A 16,982-nucleotide genomic window follows, 5' to 3' on the forward strand; every position below is an offset into this window, starting at 1 on the left:
TTTTGCAACCCGATGCCGCGTCTACCCGGCCAACGGATCTGTACTCAATCAAGAAGCCAACCATGCAAACGTCTAAATTCCGCAAAATCGGCCTCCTGGCAGCATTGGCCGTCGCCATCGGCCTGATCATCTACACCGTAAAGGCCCCCGCCGACGCCCCCCAATACCTCACCGCCACCACCGAACGCGGCGATATCGAAAACGCAGTATTGGCCACCGGCCTGCTCGAAGGCATCAAGCAGGTCGACGTCGGCGCCCAAGTCTCCGGCCAGCTCAAATCGCTGAAAGTCAAAGTCGGCGACAAGGTAAAAAAGGGCCAGTGGCTCGCCGAAATCGACCCGCTGATCCTGCAGAACACCCTGCGCAAAGCCCAGGTCGACGAAGAAAACCTCCAGGCCCAACGCCGCGCAACCGCCGCGCAGCTCAAGCAGGCCAAGTCTGTCTATGAGCGCTACAAGGGCCTGCAGGCCGACGAATCGGTGTCACGCCAGGATTTCGAAGACGCCGAATCAAGCTTCCAGGTGCAGCAGGCCAACCTGCTGTCCCTGGACGCACAGATCAAAAGCGCACACATCCAGATCGACACCGCCAAGGTCAACCTGGCCTACACCCGCATCAACGCGCCCATCGACGGCGACGTAGTGGGCATCGTCACCCAGGAAGGCCAGACCGTGATCGCCAGCCAGCTCGCACCGGTACTGCTCAAGCTGGCGGACTTGGACACCATGACCGTCAAGGCCCAAGTCTCGGAAGCGGATGTGATTCATATCAGCCCCGGCCAGCAGGTGTACTTCACCATCCTCGGCGAGGCGGACAAACGCTATTACGCCAAACTGCGCGGCACTGAACCAGCCCCGCAGAACTTCCTCGAAACCCAGACCGCCGGCACCCCCAAGCAGAACACCGCGGTGTTTTATAACGCGCTGTTCGACGTGCCCAACCCTAACCACCGCCTGCGCATCGCCATGACCGCACAGGTGCGCATTGTGCTCGACACCGCCGAGGCCGCGTTGATGGTGCCGGTGGCGGCGCTGGGAGCACGCAATGCCGACGGCAGTTACCCGGTGCGGGTGCTGGATGCCAAGGGCAAAGCGGTAGAGCGCAACGTCAGGACCGGCATCAATAACAACGTCAAAGTGCAGATTCTGGATGGCCTGGCCGAGGGCGACAAGGTGGTGATCGGCGACGCCACACCCGCCGTGGCAGGGAGCTGATCCATGACTCAGCCTCTGTTGGAACTCAAGGGCATTACCCGTAGTTTCATGGCCGGCGAGCGTGAATTCATCGCGCTCAAAGGCATCGACCTGACGATTCATGCCGGGGAAATGCTGGCGATCATCGGCGCCTCGGGCTCGGGCAAATCGACCCTGATGAATATCCTTGGCGGCCTGGATTACGCCACCGCCGGCAGCTACAAGATCAATGGCATCGAAACCCGCTCCCTGGGCGATGAGCAACTGGCTGAGCTGCGCCGTGATTACTTCGGCTTTATCTTCCAGCGCTACCATTTGCTTGCTCACCTGAGCGCCTTGCACAACGTGGAAATGCCAGCGATTTATGCCGGTACTCCTGAAAGCCAGCGTCACAGTCGTGCGCGGGAGTTGCTCCAGCGGTTGGGCCTGGCGAGTCATATCTCCCACCGGCCCAGCCAGCTGTCCGGCGGGCAACAACAGCGCGTGAGTATCGCGCGGGCCCTGATGAACGGCGGCGAAGTGATCCTCGCCGACGAACCCACCGGCGCCCTCGACACCCACAGCGGCAAGGAGGTGATGCGTATCCTCGCAGAGCTGCACGCGGCCGGGCACACGGTGATCATCGTCACCCACGACCCCAAGGTCGCCGCGAATGCCCAGCGCATTGTCGAGGTGTGTGACGGTGAGATCGTCAGCGACAAGGTCAATGACAGCGTTGACCTGGAGCTGCCCAGCGAAGCGCCGATCGAGCCCAGGCGCAGCGGAGCGCGGCGCCTGGTGGCGAGCCTGGGGCTATTCAAGGAAGCCTTCAACATGGCCTGGGTGGCGCTGATTTCGCACCGCATGCGCACCTTGCTGACCATGCTCGGCATTGTGATCGGGATCACCTCGGTGGTGTCGATCTCGGCCATCGGCGAAGGCGCCAAGCGCTATGTGCTCAAGGACATCCAGGCGATCGGCAGCAACACCATCGATATCTTTTCCGGCACCAGCTTTGGCGACAGTCGCGCCTCGGCGATCCAGACGCTGATGCCCTCGGATGTGGACGCGCTGAACCAGCTGTATTACGTCGACAGCGCCACGCCGGTGGTGGGCCGCAACCTGTTGCTGCGCTTTGGCAACATCGATGTGGATGCCCAGGTCAACGGCGTCAGTGATCGCTACTTCAAGGTCAAGGGCCTCAAGCTGGAAGCCGGCATTGCCTTCAGTGAAAGCGATGCGCGACGCCAGGCCCAGGTGGTGGTGATCGACCACAACACCCGCCAGCGGCTGTTCGGGCCGAACATCGACCCGCTGGGCCAGGTGATCCTGGTGGGCAACCTGCCGTGTACGGTGATCGGCGTGACGGCGGACAACAAGAACATGTTCGCCGCCAGCAAGGCGCTGAACGTGTGGGTGCCGTATGAGACGGCGGCGGGGCGCCTGTTGGGCCAGCGTCATCTGGACAGCATCACCGTGCGCATCAAAGACGGCCAGCCGAGCAAGGTGGTGGAAGACAACGTCAACAAGCTGATGCTGCAACGTCACGGCACCAAGGACTTCTTCACCAACAACCTCGACAGCATCATGCAGACGGTGCAAAAAACCAGCCGTTCCCTGGCGCTGCTGTTGTCGTTGATTGCGGTGATTTCATTGCTGGTGGGAGGCATTGGCGTGATGAATATCATGCTGGTGTCGGTCACCGAGCGCACCCGCGAGATCGGTATCCGCATGGCGGTGGGGGCGCGCCAGTCGGATATTCGCCAGCAGTTTCTGGTGGAGGCGGTGATGGTGTGTTTGATCGGCGGGATCATCGGGATCTCGTTGTCCTACGCCATCGGTTATCTGTTTTCGCTGTTTGTGAAGGAGTGGGAAATGGTGTTTTCGGTGGGCTCGATCATTACCGCGTTTGCCTGCTCGACGCTGATCGGCATTGTGTTCGGTTTTGTGCCGGCGCGAAATGCGGCGCGGTTGGACCCGATAGAGGCATTGGCAAGGGACTGATCCCTATCTGCTAATGAGGACCTCATGTGGGAGGGGGCTTGCTCCCGATAGCAATTTTTCAGTCAAAGATGTCATGGCTGATACACCGCTATCGGGAGCAAGCCCCCTCCCACAGTTTGATCTGCGTCCGCCTAGAAACGGGTGCTGTCTTGGGTCGAGTACATCCACCGCAACAACGAATGCCGCCCACTGATCCCCAGCTTGATCGCCGCGCGCTTGAGGTAGCTTTCGATGGTGTTGACCTTCAATGCCAGTTGTTCGGCCAGCTCCGGTGCGGTGCGCCCGGCCAGCAGGCCCACGCACACTTGCAGTTCACGGTTGGACAGGGTCAGCCCCGATTGCACCAGGCGCTCCTGGATGCGTCGGCGTAGGGTTTCGATGCCCTGGTGCTGTGGCACTGCCGGTGGGCTGTCCTGACGGCCAGGCTGGATCGCGGTGATGTGTTTTTCCACCATGGGCAGCAACAGCGTGGAGAAGTCCTGCAACATGCTGCGCTCTTGGGCGGAAAAACTCTGCGAGGGGTGCGAGCGGTACACCGACAGCACGTAGCGCACATCGTCCTTGTGTCGGGTGAGGTGCAATTGTGCGGCGGGTTGCTCGGCCCCCAGGGTTGCCACCGAGTCGGTGTAGACCGGGCTGATCTTGCGGCGGCTGTGGCCTTCGCTGTTGACCTGCAGCTGGGTGATATGGGTGGCGTCCACGGCCAGTTGGGTGAGGATGAGGTCATGCAGCATACGTGGGAAATGGCGGCTGCCGGTGCTGGCGATGACCTTGCCTATATGTGGGAACAGGTGTGAGTTCATCAATTCGTCCATGAGTTTCGGGTACAGGTATTGGGCGTTATAGCGGCGGGAGTCAACAAGGTAACCGGTATGAATAACCTGCACAGATAATCCTCCCCGCCGCCACCATGCTAGTACAGGCTGGCAAAGGCAGGGGGATCCAATCGATAAAATTCAGATTAAAAACGCATAACGGTAGTCGGATCCGTCCGACCACCGCCAGGATAAAAATCACTTTACGTATAGGCGCTATCTCACAGCAGAGGGCGCTGTCGCGGCCTGACGCACCGTGTTGCGGCCGCACTTGGCCAGGGCCTGATGCACATCCGCCAACAGGTCGGCGACGTCTTCAAGCCCCACCGACAAACGCACCAGGCCCTCGCTGATACCGTGCTGCGCAAGTTGCTCGGGGGTATAGGTGGAGTGGGTCATGCTCGCCGGATGTTGCGCCAACGATTCGGCATCCCCCAGGCTGACCGCACGGGTGAACAGTTGCAGTGCGTTCATAAAGCGCCGCCCCGTCTCGATCCCGCCCTTGAGTTCAAAGGCAATCATGCCGCCGGGCAGTTTCATTTGCCGGGTCGCCAGTTCGTACTGTGGGAAGGACCGCAGCCCGGGGTAGATCACACTCTCCACGGCCGGGTGCGCCTGTAAGGCTTCGGCCAGCGCCTGGGCATTGCTGCAATGGCGGTCCATGCGCAGGGCCAGGGTCTTGAGGCCGCGCATCAGCAACGACGCGTCCTGGGGCGACATCACCGCGCCGGTCAGGTCCTTGAGCCCTTGCAGGCGAATGCGCTGTGCCAGCGCCTGGTTGCTCACCGCAATGCCTGCGGTGATGTCGCCATGGCCGCTGAGGTATTTGGTGGCCGAGTGCACCACCACATCGGCGCCCAGTTCCAGGGGCCGTTGCAGGTAGGGCGTGCAGTAGGTGTTGTCGACCACCAGGGTGACATTCGGCTGTTGATGGGCAAGCCTGGCCACGGCGGCGATGTCGATCAGGCGCAGGTTGGGGTTGGCCGGGGTTTCGCAGTAGATCATGCGGGTCGCCGGGGACAAGGCCGCTTGCAGGGCGGCCAGGTCGGTCAGGTCAACATGCCGCACCTTGATGCCGAATTCGCCGATGCCGTGGTGCAACAGGGCGAAGGTGCAGCCATACAGGGTCTGGCTGACGATCACCTCGTCGCCCGGGCGTAGCAGGGTCCAGAACGTCGCGGCAATCGCGCCCATGCCGGAGCTGAAGGCCACCGCCGCTTCACCGTTTTCCAGGGTGGCCATGCGTGATTCCAGCAGCGCCAGGGTCGGGTTGGAAATGCGCGTGTAGAAGTGGCCGCTGGCTTCGCCGGCAAAGCACGCGGCGCCGTATTCAACCGTGGGAAAGGCGAAGGTGGCCGACAGGTAAATCGGCGGTACGAGCGCGCCGTGGTGGTCCTTGGGGTCATAGCCGTGGTGAATGGCACGGGTGGAAAAGCCGCAGGTGTGGTGTTTATTGGTCATGTCGGGCGCTCCTTATTTCCTACAATGCTATGCTCATAACCACGGACGAACCTTGCAAAAACTGCTGGAAAAACCCGCGTTTGTGAATCAAACACCGATAAAAATAATGATTAGAGGCACGTTATGCCCATCAAGCTGGACCGCACCGACAAAGCCCTTTTAAACGCATTGCAGGGCAACGCCCGCCTGACCGTGGCCGAACTGGCCGAGCGGGTCGCCTTGACGACCTCACCCTGCTGGCGCCGGGTGCGCACCCTGGAGGAAAGCGGGGTGATCAGCGGCTACCAGGCGATCCTCTCGCCCAAGGCGCTGGGCTATGGGGTGACCGCGTTTGTCAGCATCATGATGGACAGCCACACCCAGGAAATCGCCCGCGCGTTCGAGCAGCGCCTGTTGGAGATTCCGGAAATCGTGGCGTGCCATAACGTGTCGGGCCGCTATGATTTTTTGCTGGAAGTGGTGGCCAAGGACCTGGAATCGTTTGGCGAGTTTGCCCGCGAAGTCTTGCAGACCTTGCCCTGCGTCAAGGAAATCTATTCGAGCTTTTCGTACAAGTCGGTGCGGCCGTTGCGGGTAATTCCGTTGCCGGGGTGAACGGCTCAAAACACCTCAATTGGCTTTTCTGTAGGAGCGAGCTTGCTCGCGAAAAACCTGAGAGCGCCGCGCTTGGGCTGTAAACCCGCGTCATCGTTGACGACCTTCGCGGGCAAGCCCGCTCCTACAGGGATTCGCGCCCGGCATGGGCATTGCTCTGCGCCACTTCATGCAACAACGCCTCAAACACCCGCTGCACCCGTGGCTCATCACTGTGGGCCACATTGAAGCGCATCGAGTCGCGATGGGCCGGGTCGTAGCCAAACAGCGCACCGGGCGCCAGCACCATGCTGCGTTTCAACGCTTCCTGGGCCAGCAATTCGCCGTTCACCCCCTTCGGCAGACGCGCCCAGATAAACATTCCGCCTTCATAGGCCATCGGCAGTTCGCAGCCGCAGCGCTTGAGCCATTGTTCGATGCGTCCACCGGCCTCCATCAGGCGTTGCACCATGCGCTTGCGATGCTTGGCATAACTGCCTTCGGTGAGCATACGGTAGACGATCTGTTCGAACAGTTCGGAGGTTACGCCGCCGCTCATCAACTTCATATTGGTGAGGTTGGCGGCCAGTTGCGGCGCGGCCACGACGTAGCTGACCCGGGTGTTGGCGCTGAGGATCTTGGAGAACCCTGACAAGTAGGTAACCTGATCGAGCCCGGCGACGGCAGCCAGGCGCGGGGGAGGGTTGGGGTGCAGGTCACCATAAAGATCATCCTCGACGATATGGCAGTGGTATTGCTGGGTCAGTTGCAGCAGGCGAAACGCTTGGCTGGGGCTGAAGGTATGCCCGGTGGGGTTATGCAAAACGCTGGTGGTCAGGTAAAGGCTGGGGCGGTGTTCGGCCAGCAACTGTTCGAGGGCCGCGAAATCGAAACCGTCGGGGCGGCGCTCAATGGTAACGACCTTGACCCCATGCAGCGCCAGGTTGGCGTGGAAGTTGAAGTAGCACGGCGCGTCGAGCAACACCGTGTCGCCAGGTCGGGCCAGCAGGCGCATAAGCATGTCCAGGCCCTGCACAGTGTTGGGCGTGGTGATGATCTGTTCTACGGGCACCGACAAACCTTCACCGTGCAGTTTCTGTTGCAGCGCCTGGCGCAACGGCAGCAGCCCGGCTGGCGTGCCCAAGCCTGCGATGCGCAGCGTTGGCGCACGCACCACGCTGCGCATGGCCTGGCGAATCGCTTCGCCATTGAGCCACTCCTCCGGCAAGTGCCCACCGCCGGGGCGCAGTTCGCCACTGGCGGTGACCAGCGGGCGACGCAATATGCTGAGCAGGTCCTGGGGCAGCAAGTCGACCCAGGTCGCCGTTGCCGGCCGGGCGCTGTCCATCGCCACGAAGTAGCCACGGCCCTGGCTGGAGGTGAGCAAATGGCGCCCGCGCAGGCGGTTCAGCGCCTCATTGAGGGTGAACTTGCTCACGCCCAGGGTCTGGGTCAATTCCCGTACCGACGGCAACTTGCTGCCCGGCGCCCATTCGCCGTTCTCGATGGCCTGGCTGAACGCCTCGACGATCTGCTGGACCTTGGGGGTGCCCTCCACAAAAGCGATGGCGGATACAAACATGACGGGTCCTTGTGTTTGCCGGTAATTTTACCGGTGAAGTCAGGCCGAATTAGGCATCACTTTACCTGCCTTGTGCAATGCCGCTGCCCTAGACTGCGCCGTAACCAGACCGCCAAGACCGCCCTGGGGCGGGCGCTTGAGGCGTGTTTCTTTCCATTCAAGGTCCGCGGCCATGACAAGTGCATTAACCCTGTCTTCGTTTCTCTACTTCCTGCTGTTTTGCGCCACGATGACCTTCAGCCCCGGCCCCATGACCCTGCTGTTGCTGAGCCTGGGCTTGAAGGACGGCCTGCGCAGTTCGATCCCGGCGCAGATCGGCGCCAGTGTGTCGTACCTGATTTCCATCCTGATTTTTGCCGTCGGTTTCTCGGAACTCATCAAGGGCAACCTTGCCATTACCCAGACCATCCAGTTTGTCGGGGTAGCCTATATTCTCTACCTGGCCTACAAGCAGTGGACCAACAGCGGCGTGTCGATCAACAGCGCGGGCGCCGTGGAAGGCTCGCGCAGCCTGTTTGGCAAAGGGCTATTGACCGGGTTTTCCAACCCCAAGACCATCATCATGTTCAGCGCGGTGTTCCCGCAGTTTGCAGGCGCGGGGGAGCACAGTTCGGCGGCGGACATCGCCATCCTCGGGGCGACCTTCCTGTTGCTGCAATTTGCCAGCGGGTGCCTGTATTGCTATTTCGGCCAGCGCATCAAGCATGTACTGGAAAACCCCAATCGGCGGGTGTTGTTGCAGCGGGTCACCGCAGTGCTGCTGTTGGGCGTTGCATGGATGCTGGCGCGTGGCTTTTCACACTGAAGGATTAGCGTGTAAGCAGTAGTGGCGATTTGACGTTACCCTGTTAGACTCCAGGCACTCACTCAGGATTGCACCCCACCATGCCAGCCGTAGGAGGAAAGGGACTTCCGCTTGCTTCGCGCTTGTACAAATCTCGTCTTCTGGGGCTGAGCCTCGGCTTCATCTGCGTGGTGTTTGCCATGTATCCGCTGAGTCCTTCCCTTTGGGTGTGGGCCTGGATGCTGATCAACGCTTTTGTGTGGCCGCATGTGGCTTTTCAGTTGTCTTTGCGTGCAGCCCATACCCTGCGCAGTGAGCGCCGTAGCCTGTTGTTCGATTCTTTTTGCGGCGGGTTTTGGGTCGGCGCGATGCACTTCAACCCACTGCCCAGCGTCACCACCCTGTCGATGATGACCATGAACAACGTGGCCATCGGTGGCACGCGCTTTATGCTGGCGGGGTGGGCGGCGCAGGCGCTGGGGCTGGGCGCGGCGCTGCTGATTTTTGCGCCTGGTTTTATCGCCGTGACCACCCAGGCCCAGTTGTATGCCTGCCTGCCGATCCTGATGCTGTATCCCCTGGTGCTGGGCTGGATCTGCTACCGCCAGGCCGTGACCCTGGCCCGGCACAAGCGTGAGCTGTTGGCCTTGAGCCGCACCGACAGCTTGTCCGGCCTGCTCAACCACGGTGCCTGGAAAGACCACCTGGACATCGAGTTCCAACGCTGCCGCCGAAACCAGGCGGGCGCCGCCATCGCGCTGATTGATATCGACCACTTCAAGACCATCAACGACACCTACGGCCACGTGACCGGCGATATCGTCCTGCGCCAATTGAGCAAAGTGCTGCGTCAGAACCTGCGCGCCACCGATCTGGCCGGGCGTTATGGCGGCGATGAGTTCTGCGTGATCCTGCCGGACATGCCCCTCAATCGCGCCACCGAAGTGATGGAGGCCTTGCGCGATCGCTTCAACGCCTTGGCCTATGCCCAGGAGCCGGCATTGCGCGTCAGCTTGAGTATCGGCCTGGCGCCGTACCAGCCGACCCACGCTGACTCCATCGGTTGGCTCAACGATGCCGACCAGGCGTTGTACGAAGCCAAGAGCAGCGGGCGCAACCGGGTGAACGCCGTGCAGGAGGGTTGGTTGCGGTCGGTCTAGTGAGATAGGGTGTGGGGAGCCCATTCCAACAAAAAAGGATCGCTCCATGCTCTTCACTTTCCCGCGTACCCTGCTGGCCGCCACCCTGGCGTTGTCCTTCGTCATGCCGGCCTACAGCGCCGAACCTCACAAGCAGATCCAGGCGGATGCCGAGCAGTACAAGGCCCAGGCCCTGAAGCTGTTGGAGCGCCTGGTAAATATCGACTCGGGGTCAGGTTACGAGCCGGGCCTGACCCAAGTGCGTGACATCGCCGTGGATGAGTTGAAGCAATTGGGGTTCAGCATTGAATTGGTACCGGACAAGGCGGCCAATAACAGCCACGTGGTTGCCACCCTCAAAGGCACCGGCAAGGCCAGGATCCTGCTGATGGCGCACATGGACACTGTCTTCAAGGAAGGCTCGGCCGCCGAGCGCCCGTTCCACATCAAGGATGGTCGTGCCTATGGTCCCGGCGTGATGGATGACAAGGGCGGCATCGTCGCCGGCATCTACGCGCTGAAAGTCCTGAAAAACCAGGGCTTCAAGGACTACGCACAGATCACCTTCCTGCTCGACGCCAGCGAAGAAACCGGCTCTGAGGCTGCCTCGGAACTGATCCGTAAAACTGCCAAGGGCCATGACGTGACCCTCAACCTGGAACCCGGCCGCCCAGCGGACGGCCTGGTGGTATGGCGCAAAGGCAGCGCGACCGCGGTGGTCGAAGTCAAAGGCAAATCCGCCCACGCCGGCGTCGCCCCGGAACTGGGCCGCAACGCCGCCATGGAGGCCGCGCACCAGATCCTGCAACTGGGCAAGCTCGGCGATGAGGAGAAGAAGACCACCATCAACTTCACCGTGCTCAAATCCGGTGACCGCACTAACGTTATCCCCGACCAGGCCACTGCCAAGGCCGACGTACGTGCGGCGGTGCCGGAAGAGTTCGATCGAATCGAGAAGGATCTGGCGCGGGTATCAGCCAACAAGTTGATCCCCGACACAGAAGTGAAAACCAGCCTGCAACGTGGTTTGCCACCAATGCCGCAAACGGCCGAATCGGATAAGTTGGTGGCGATCGCCCAAGGTATTTATGGCGAGCTGGGGCGCAAATTGACCATCGAAGGCAGTGGCGGCGCGGCAGATGCCAGCTTGTCGGCCGGGGTAGGGACGCCGACGTTGGATGGGTTTGGGATTGTGGGGGGCAATATCCACACGGCGGAGGAATATGCCGAGGTGGAGAGCGTGGCGCCGCGGGTTTATCTGTTGAGCCGGATGATTATGGAGCTGGCCAAGCGCTGATCGGAGCGTTGGATTGAAGCACTGAAGAGATTCAAATGTGGGAGGGGGCTTGCTCCCGATGGCGGTGGATCAGCTTGCATATGCTTTGGCTGACCCACTGCTATCGGGGGCAAGCCCCCTCCCACATTGGATATTCAGTGTGGTCAAGATTCGGGTCACCATGTGGCAGGGTCTTCGAGGCTGGCTTTTTGGAGGTCTTCTTTCCACCACTCATTAGCTAATCTATAAATTTCTTCGAAAAAACCTTTTGGATTGTCCATGTCACTCCATCCCCAAGGCAGGGTGCAGTAATAGCCGGGAGCCTGTCTCAATAAGTGCGAAAAATTATAGGTTTCGTCGCTAAGTGCAGCCCCCAATTTGTCGCATAAGACCTTGCGATGTCGATAGCTTAGATCTGAAGATTTCTCAATTATGTATTTTTTGATCAGTCGTCTTCTGTCTGTGTAAAGGTTGATGTCGTAACGTGCAAACTCTTCACCTAAAGTCTCTTCGCGATCATAAATATCGAACGGACTGAGTAAGTGTCGAAGTTTCGGTGCGTAAGGGATATCTAGAAAAGGGTGTTTCAGCATTGGTCATTGCTCACAGGGAATACGGTATAAAGTTCTTTGGTTTCGCGATCGAATTTCGCGATCGCTGCATCCATATTTTCATCAAGTATTGGATTGTTTCGGTCAGAAGGGTTTGGTATGTATCCTCTTCCGCAACCCTGCATTTCGATTCGGACAACTGGGTTGCCGTAGTAATCTTCCCCGGTAAAAGGCGGTAGATTGCGTTCTGCTCTTGTGGTCGCCTCATTTAATACAGCGAATTGCGCTCGATGACTTTTAAATTGTGTGCTTAGCTGCATTGGGTTTTTCCTTTTACTGGGGGTTGTTTATTTGTTTAGGGTCGTTAGCTCGCATCGGACTCTATATTGTAGTGCTGTAAGCAGCGTAACAGCACAGCCATGAATTGCCGGTGATCAATTATTTCGTCATCAAAATAGGTGTCGAAAAGATAAAAAACAGAATCAAAGTTTTCATCTGTATTTAAATAGTAGTGAAGCGTGTCGATATGCCACTGTTGGATTTCAGGCTTATATGATAAAAATTCTGGTTTAGTCAATTTTTCAAAAAGCTCGGCGAGTTCTGTTTCGCTGTTGACATTTTTTGAAGCGATGAAGCACTCTCTTTCAGGGTCGTCGTAGTTTTCAATGCTGTAGGTGAATAGTAGGCTTCTGAGTATTGATAGTTCTGGTCTGAGCTTCATGTTTAGAATTCCGTGTACGCAGTAATCGGATTGCCATCATTGTCAAGTATTACAATAGCTTTGCTTTGTCTTCCGTATTCAAAATTATTTTTTTTGTATCCTTCTCCAATTATTTTTCCCATGTGCATTGGTCTGCGAGATGTTTGTAGATTTGTATATTTAAATATAAGTTGTGCGCGATAAATGGCGTTGAGTTGGTCCCGGTGGCTGAAATATCTAGTGGCTGCAGTAGGTATTTTGGGTTCACCATCTTTTCTTCCACCAATGTATCTTTCGATTTCTTCTGTTGTTGGGTTTTTACCTGATCTTACTCTTTCGAGTTGGGAGTCGGAGGTTGTCTGCGCGCCGTGCTTCTCCAAAAAATGTGCTCTTGGGAATGCTTGTTCGATCTCTTTCAAACGTCTGTAGGCGTTTGCCTCGGCTAGCTCATCAATTCTCGCCTGCCGCTGCGCGCGGGTCAGTTGCGGTAAGGCAGGCTCTCCGTGGTTAACACTCTCCGCAGGATTTGGAGCACTAGTGCTGGGTTTACACCCGTCAGCACCTGGGCATGTATTCAAGCCTAGCGGATCTACCCATCCCGTCGGATTGGGCACGTACTGGTAACCATTGATCCCACCCGCCAACTTCACCGGATCCGGCGTCAGGTAACGACCAATATCCGGATTGTAGTAGCGATGGCGGTTGTAGTGCAGTCCGCTTTCCTGGTCGAAATACTGACCTTGGAAACGCAGTGGATTGTCGATTTTGCCCACGTCGAGCCGGGCGATCTGGCCGTAGGCGCGGTAGTGGGCGGACCAGGCGATTTCGCCTTCAGGCGTGGTGAGTTCTTGCGGTGTGCCGAGGTGGTCGAGTTGGTAGTGGTAGGGCTTGGCCTCTTTTGGGCCGAAACCTTCCAATAGCGCCAGTGGGCGGAAGCTTTCGGGCTCGTAGAGGTAACTGCGATGGCGTTCCGCATGGTGCTCGGCAACCAGCTTGTCGCCTTGCCAGAAAAACTCGGTGGTCTCGCCATCCACGGTTTTGCTGACACGCCGCCCAAACGGGTCATACCGATAGCTTGCGGTCTGCCCGTTGGGTTTGGTGACGCCAATCAACCGATGCTGGCAGTCGTAGCGGTATTCCGTGACGAGTTGATGGCCCTTGCCGCGTCGTTCGCGGATCAGGTTGCCGAAGGCGTCGTAGTCGTAATGGCGGTCGCCCTGGATCATCAGGCGGTTGCCGGCAACGATGTCCGGGCCGGGGCGGTCTTGCATCAGCAGGTTGCCCGCTGGGTCGTGGGCGAAGCGTTCCTGGACGTCTTGGGAATGATCGGCGCGGGTTAGCCGGTTAAGCGGGTCGTAGCGATAGTCGTGCTGGCCTTTGCGGGTATCGAGCAGGCGGGTGAGGTTGCCGGATTTGTCGTAGTCGTACTGGCGCTGGTAAAGGTAGTTTTCCTGCTGTGTGACGGCGTGGGCGTGTAGGCGGTTTTGGTCGTCGTAGTGGTAATGGCTGAGCAGTTGACCTTGTTGGCGTTGGTGTTCGCGGCCGCTCTTGAATAAATGTGCAGTGAGCACCTCACCATTGAGCTCGACCGTAGCGAGATGGCCTCCCTTGTCATGGTTGAAGGTGAGGCGGTTGTTGTCGGGCAGGCGCAGTTTTTGTAGTTGGCCGCAGGCGTCGTAGCCGTAGTGCAAGGTGCCCCAGCCTTGGTGTTCGGCGGTCAGGCGGTTTTGGCGGTCGTATTCGTAGGCCAACGCCCAGTGGCCGTCTTCGACGCTGAGGAGATTGCCTTGGCGGTCGTAGGCATAGTCGACAACGCTGGCATCGGGCAGGGTTTTTCGTACGAGGCGACCGGCGTGGTCGCGCTCGTAGCGGGTGATGAGCTGACTGCCGTCGTCGCCGTGTTCGGCCTTTTCCAGCAGGTTGCCGTTGAGGTCGTAGACGTAGGCGGTGCGTTGGCCGTCGAAGCCGGTTTCCTGTTGGATCAGGCCGTTGGGGTGGTAGTCGAGTTGATAGGTTTCGCCGACTTCGTTTTCGATTTCGGTCAGCAGCAGCCGAACGTTGTCGTAGCGGTATTTGACCTGGGTGCCGTCGGCGTTGATACGGCGGCTGATCAGGTGCAGCCCATCGGCGTATTCGTAGCGGGTGACGTGGCCGAGTTCATCGCGTTCGGCGATGATTTTTCCGTAGGGGTTGTAGCTGAATTCTCGTGTGGTGCCGCCTGGCAAGACGAGGCGAATCAACCTACCGACGCTGTCCCATTCATAGACTGTCTGCGCGCCGTGTTCATCCTCGCGGGCAATCTGTCGGCCTAAATCGTCATAGCGATAACGCTTGATCCCGCCATTGGGCAATTGCTCTTCCAGCAACTGCCCACGCTCATTCCACACCAGCCGATGGCAACTGTGATCCGGGTACCAAACTCCGGTCAGTTGCCCGTGTTTGTTGTAGCTGTAATCGGTAACCTCGCCGTCAGGATCGATCCTACGCGTAATATCGCCTTGCTCATTACGCTCGTATTTCCAGACAGCCTCGCCGCGCCTTACAACCCGTACGAAGCCGTTGTCATGTTCGTAGGAGGTCGGCTCATCATCCCCGGGAAACAACGCCACCAAGCGTCCGGCTTCGTCGTACTGATACGCCATCACCGCGCCCAGCGGATCCTGCTCGACGGTCAGCCGCCCCTTGGCATCGTAGGATTTGAAATGCTGCGCGCCGTCTGGATCGATGCGCTGCACCAAGCGCGCCCGATCATCGTGGACATAAACTTCCTGGCTACCATCGGCGTTATGTACGGTGACACGCCCGTCATCCCCCCAGGCATAACGCGTGTCCATCTGGGAAAAACTCGCCCAATGCCGAACGCAACGCGCCGCCTTGCCAGCGTGCTCCCATTCCCAAAAGAAACTCGCCCCACCGGCCAGCTGCCGCTCAAGGATGACGTGCTGATCGTCGTACCGATAACGCTCGCTTTCCCCGACAGCATTGGTCGCGCAAACCAGTCGTCCGTCTTCGTCATAGGCGTAGGAAACAACGTTCTGTTCGGTCTCCCACACGTAGGGCTCACGGCCTTTGGCGCGATGAACCTGGTAGTCCACCGCCACGATGCGATCCAGCTCATAACGCAACAGCAGCGAGCGACCAGCACCGTTATCCAGCCGCTCAATCCGCCCCGTGCGATCACGGAAAATGCGCAGGCGGTTGTCATACGCATCACTGATCGAAACCAACGCACCGTCGCGAAAGTGATAGAACCGCGACGCCTGGGCCAGCACCAGCTCATCAGGAGCCGAGCCTAAATAGATCGCCGCTTCGGCCAGGCTATTGGTGATCGCTGGCCGAGAATCGGTGGGCAAGGGAAACTGCGTACGGCGGTTCTCATGATCAGTCCACACCACCGAATCGCCCGACACACAAAGCCGGTGCGCCAGCGCATGGCTCCAGCCAAACCCCAACCCGCAATCCAGTTCCACCGCACTGGTGCGATACAGCCGTGTCCACTCAAACGGCAAAATCCCGTCCAGCGCGCCATCGGTGAGGGTGAGCAATTCTTCCCCGGTGACCATCGACACCGGGCAGCCGTTGGTGACCGTCTTGTCCGCTGGCGCCGCCGCATCTCCCTTCGGATTGGAAGCCACGGCAGGCGCATCATCCACATGCTCCTGCCGGACCAATACCGTCTGCCGAGTCTTGTTGCGAACCACCGGCACCGGGTTCGAAACCAGCGTGTCGCCAGCCTTCAATGGAACCACCGGCACCGCCTTGAGCGGTGTCGCCGCACTGCTCAGCAACACAGGCTTGGCGGCCTCAACATGCGTGTCCAACCGCGGCCCCGCCACCTGCCTGGCCAGCAACTCCAACAGCGCCCGCACTTGCCCGGACTTGACGCCACTCAGCACCTGCGCACCCAGCCGCAGCTGTACGCCAATACCCCGCGTCGCCCAGATCAGTAGCAAATTGATCAACACTTCGCCGGTGATTTCACCCAGCAGCTCGTACATTTCGGGCGGCGGCAGCATCCGTATCCAGGCCACCACCGCTGCCACGTAGATAAACAGCAGCGGCTCATCACTGAGCACCAACAGTCCCTCGGCCAGCGTGTCTTTGCCCAGCGCGAGCAACTCGTCCAGTTCTGCCTGAGAGATGTACTTCAGCAACTTTTCGCTGTTGGATTTGAGATTCGCGAGCAGGTCATACAGCTCGGTGATGTTGTCCCACAGGTTGTAGAGCGCCTTGCCAAGTCCGGTAGCGAAGGCAAGGCCCTGCATCGCACTGCGCTTGTAAGCAGGATCTTTGGCAAAGTCTGCCCATTGAGGCGCGAAACGCTCGTCCCACTGTTTACGCAGATCAGCTTCCAACCCGGCAATCACTGACGTGTAGGAGGCATACAGCGCCTTGACGTGATCCTTGGAGACATTGGGGTAAAAGGTGATTTGGTATTGCTGGTCGCGGGTACAGTCGTTGACTTCGAGGATGCCGCTGGGGCCGATGGTCCGATGAAGCGGCGCGCCGACTGGGCTGCCATCCCGAGCCAGGGCTTGCAGTTCCACCTGGGTGTTGCCGATGGGTACGAACCGGGTACTTTCAAACAGATGCACCAGGGTCAACCCACCCTGGGCTTTGCATTGAGCGACGGTACGGCTGGGTTTATCGGAAGAAGCCGGCGCGACCAGTGCGACGTCTTCCCCAACCTTGAACACCTGCTCCACGGCAAGTGCCGAACCACCCAACAGGCTGTCGGCCCATGCGTCGAACGTGTTCAGGCAGGTACGAAAATCCGCTAGAACGCGAGTGACATCCGGCGCCTTGGGATGCATGGGGGCCAGCACAAAGCCAGCGATCACCGGAATCAAGAGCCAGCCCTGTCAACCAGGGCTCTAACGAAAACAACCATCTGCAATCCCTCGCACTGTTCAATCAGGCGAGGG

The 16,982-nt window shown here is 59.0% G+C and carries 13 protein-coding genes and 1 pseudogene; 6 read left to right on the forward strand and 8 right to left on the reverse strand.

All coding sequences use genetic code 11. From position 1 onward, the window contains the following. Positions 1-62: 62 nt before the first annotated feature. A complete protein-coding gene (gene macA, locus JH25_RS01315; RefSeq protein ID WP_032880740.1) occupies positions 63-1,214 on the forward strand; it encodes a macrolide transporter subunit MacA in 1,152 nt (383 codons plus the stop codon). 3 nt (positions 1,215-1,217) lie between these two features. After that, positions 1,218-3,176: a MacB family efflux pump subunit gene (locus tag JH25_RS01310; protein WP_032880741.1), complete on the forward strand. Its 1,959-nt coding sequence runs from the start codon at positions 1,218-1,220 to the stop codon at positions 3,174-3,176. A 131-nt stretch (positions 3,177-3,307) separates the two neighbouring features. On the opposite strand, the gene JH25_RS01305 is transcribed toward JH25_RS01310, so the two are convergent. Then, positions 3,308-3,979 carry a helix-turn-helix transcriptional regulator gene (locus JH25_RS01305; RefSeq protein ID WP_177327439.1) on the reverse strand — a complete coding sequence of 224 codons (672 nt, stop codon included), beginning with the start codon at positions 3,977-3,979 and terminating at the stop codon, positions 3,308-3,310. Between the two features lie 228 nt (positions 3,980-4,207). Then, a complete protein-coding gene (locus JH25_RS01300; protein ID WP_032880742.1) occupies positions 4,208-5,452 on the reverse strand; it encodes a methionine gamma-lyase in 1,245 nt (414 codons plus the stop codon). A gap of 123 nt (positions 5,453-5,575) precedes the next feature. Between JH25_RS01300 and JH25_RS01295 the strand changes: the two genes are divergently transcribed. Next, on the forward strand, positions 5,576-6,046 hold the full coding sequence (locus JH25_RS01295; RefSeq protein ID WP_005788981.1) for an Lrp/AsnC family transcriptional regulator: 471 nt from the start codon (positions 5,576-5,578) through the stop codon (positions 6,044-6,046). A 29-nt stretch (positions 6,047-6,075) separates the two neighbouring features. Here JH25_RS01295 and JH25_RS29280 read toward each other — a convergent pair. Then, a pseudogene (locus tag JH25_RS29280) lies at positions 6,076-6,180 on the reverse strand (outer membrane lipoprotein carrier protein LolA); the annotation flags it as partial. Continuing rightward, positions 6,171-7,607: an aminotransferase-like domain-containing protein gene (locus JH25_RS01290; RefSeq protein ID WP_032880743.1), complete on the reverse strand. Its 1,437-nt coding sequence runs from the start codon at positions 7,605-7,607 to the stop codon at positions 6,171-6,173. The gene JH25_RS01290 and the pseudogene JH25_RS29280, both read right to left, overlap by 10 nt. Positions 7,608-7,779: 172 nt before the next feature. On the opposite strand from JH25_RS01290, the gene JH25_RS01285 reads away from it, so the two are divergent. From JH25_RS01285 to JH25_RS01275, 3 genes are all read left to right on the forward strand, one after another. After that, positions 7,780-8,412: a LysE family translocator gene (locus JH25_RS01285; RefSeq protein ID WP_032880744.1), complete on the forward strand. Its 633-nt coding sequence runs from the start codon at positions 7,780-7,782 to the stop codon at positions 8,410-8,412. Positions 8,413-8,492: 80 nt separating this feature from the next. Continuing rightward, positions 8,493-9,551 (forward strand): diguanylate cyclase, encoded by a 1,059-nt coding sequence (locus JH25_RS01280; RefSeq protein WP_032880745.1) that lies wholly within the window; start codon positions 8,493-8,495, stop codon positions 9,549-9,551. A 46-nt stretch (positions 9,552-9,597) separates the two neighbouring features. Next, positions 9,598-10,827 (forward strand): M20/M25/M40 family metallo-hydrolase, encoded by a 1,230-nt coding sequence (locus tag JH25_RS01275; protein WP_032880746.1) that lies wholly within the window; start codon positions 9,598-9,600, stop codon positions 10,825-10,827. Positions 10,828-10,982: 155 nt separating this feature from the next. Here JH25_RS01275 and JH25_RS01270 read toward each other — a convergent pair whose 3' ends face one another. The 4 genes from JH25_RS01270 to JH25_RS01255 are packed head-to-tail and all read right to left on the reverse strand — an operon-like array spanning position 10,983 to position 16,907. Then, positions 10,983-11,399, reverse strand: a complete 417-nt coding sequence (locus tag JH25_RS01270; RefSeq protein ID WP_032880747.1) for a hypothetical protein — start codon at positions 11,397-11,399, stop codon at positions 10,983-10,985. After that, a complete protein-coding gene (locus JH25_RS01265) occupies positions 11,393-11,677 on the reverse strand; it encodes a hypothetical protein (protein WP_032880748.1) in 285 nt (94 codons plus the stop codon). The genes JH25_RS01270 and JH25_RS01265 overlap by 7 nt, the downstream gene beginning before the upstream one ends. Positions 11,678-11,721: 44 nt before the next feature. Further along, positions 11,722-12,078 (reverse strand): hypothetical protein, encoded by a 357-nt coding sequence (locus JH25_RS01260; RefSeq protein WP_032880749.1) that lies wholly within the window; start codon positions 12,076-12,078, stop codon positions 11,722-11,724. Positions 12,079-12,080: 2 nt separating this feature from the next. Then, the gene (locus tag JH25_RS01255) at positions 12,081-16,907 is read right to left on the reverse strand and encodes an RHS repeat-associated core domain-containing protein (RefSeq protein WP_032880750.1); all 4,827 of its coding nucleotides are present in this window, start codon (positions 16,905-16,907) and stop codon (positions 12,081-12,083) included. Positions 16,908-16,982 lie beyond the last annotated feature (75 nt).

It is taken from the genome of Pseudomonas sp. BRG-100 (assembly GCF_000737955.1).
GTDB lineage: Bacteria > Pseudomonadota > Gammaproteobacteria > Pseudomonadales > Pseudomonadaceae > Aquipseudomonas > Aquipseudomonas synxantha_A.

Excerpts from the sequence above, each read along its gene's own strand:
- macA (WP_032880740.1), top strand. The coding sequence starts at position 63 with ATGCAAACGTCTAAATTCCGCAAAATCGGCCTCCTGGCAGCATTGGCC.
- JH25_RS01310 (WP_032880741.1), top strand. The coding sequence starts at position 1,218 with ATGACTCAGCCTCTGTTGGAACTCAAGGGCATTACCCGTAGTTTCATG.
- JH25_RS01305 (WP_177327439.1), bottom strand. The coding sequence starts at position 3,979 with ATGAACTCACACCTGTTCCCACATATAGGCAAGGTCATCGCCAGCACC.
- JH25_RS01300 (WP_032880742.1), bottom strand. The coding sequence starts at position 5,452 with ATGACCAATAAACACCACACCTGCGGCTTTTCCACCCGTGCCATTCAC.
- JH25_RS01295 (WP_005788981.1), top strand. The coding sequence starts at position 5,576 with ATGCCCATCAAGCTGGACCGCACCGACAAAGCCCTTTTAAACGCATTG.
- JH25_RS01290 (WP_032880743.1), bottom strand. The coding sequence starts at position 7,607 with ATGTTTGTATCCGCCATCGCTTTTGTGGAGGGCACCCCCAAGGTCCAG.
- JH25_RS01285 (WP_032880744.1), top strand. The coding sequence starts at position 7,780 with ATGACAAGTGCATTAACCCTGTCTTCGTTTCTCTACTTCCTGCTGTTT.
- JH25_RS01280 (WP_032880745.1), top strand. The coding sequence starts at position 8,493 with ATGCCAGCCGTAGGAGGAAAGGGACTTCCGCTTGCTTCGCGCTTGTAC.
- JH25_RS01275 (WP_032880746.1), top strand. The coding sequence starts at position 9,598 with ATGCTCTTCACTTTCCCGCGTACCCTGCTGGCCGCCACCCTGGCGTTG.
- JH25_RS01270 (WP_032880747.1), bottom strand. The coding sequence starts at position 11,399 with ATGCTGAAACACCCTTTTCTAGATATCCCTTACGCACCGAAACTTCGA.
- JH25_RS01265 (WP_032880748.1), bottom strand. The coding sequence starts at position 11,677 with ATGCAGCTAAGCACACAATTTAAAAGTCATCGAGCGCAATTCGCTGTA.
- JH25_RS01260 (WP_032880749.1), bottom strand. The coding sequence starts at position 12,078 with ATGAAGCTCAGACCAGAACTATCAATACTCAGAAGCCTACTATTCACC.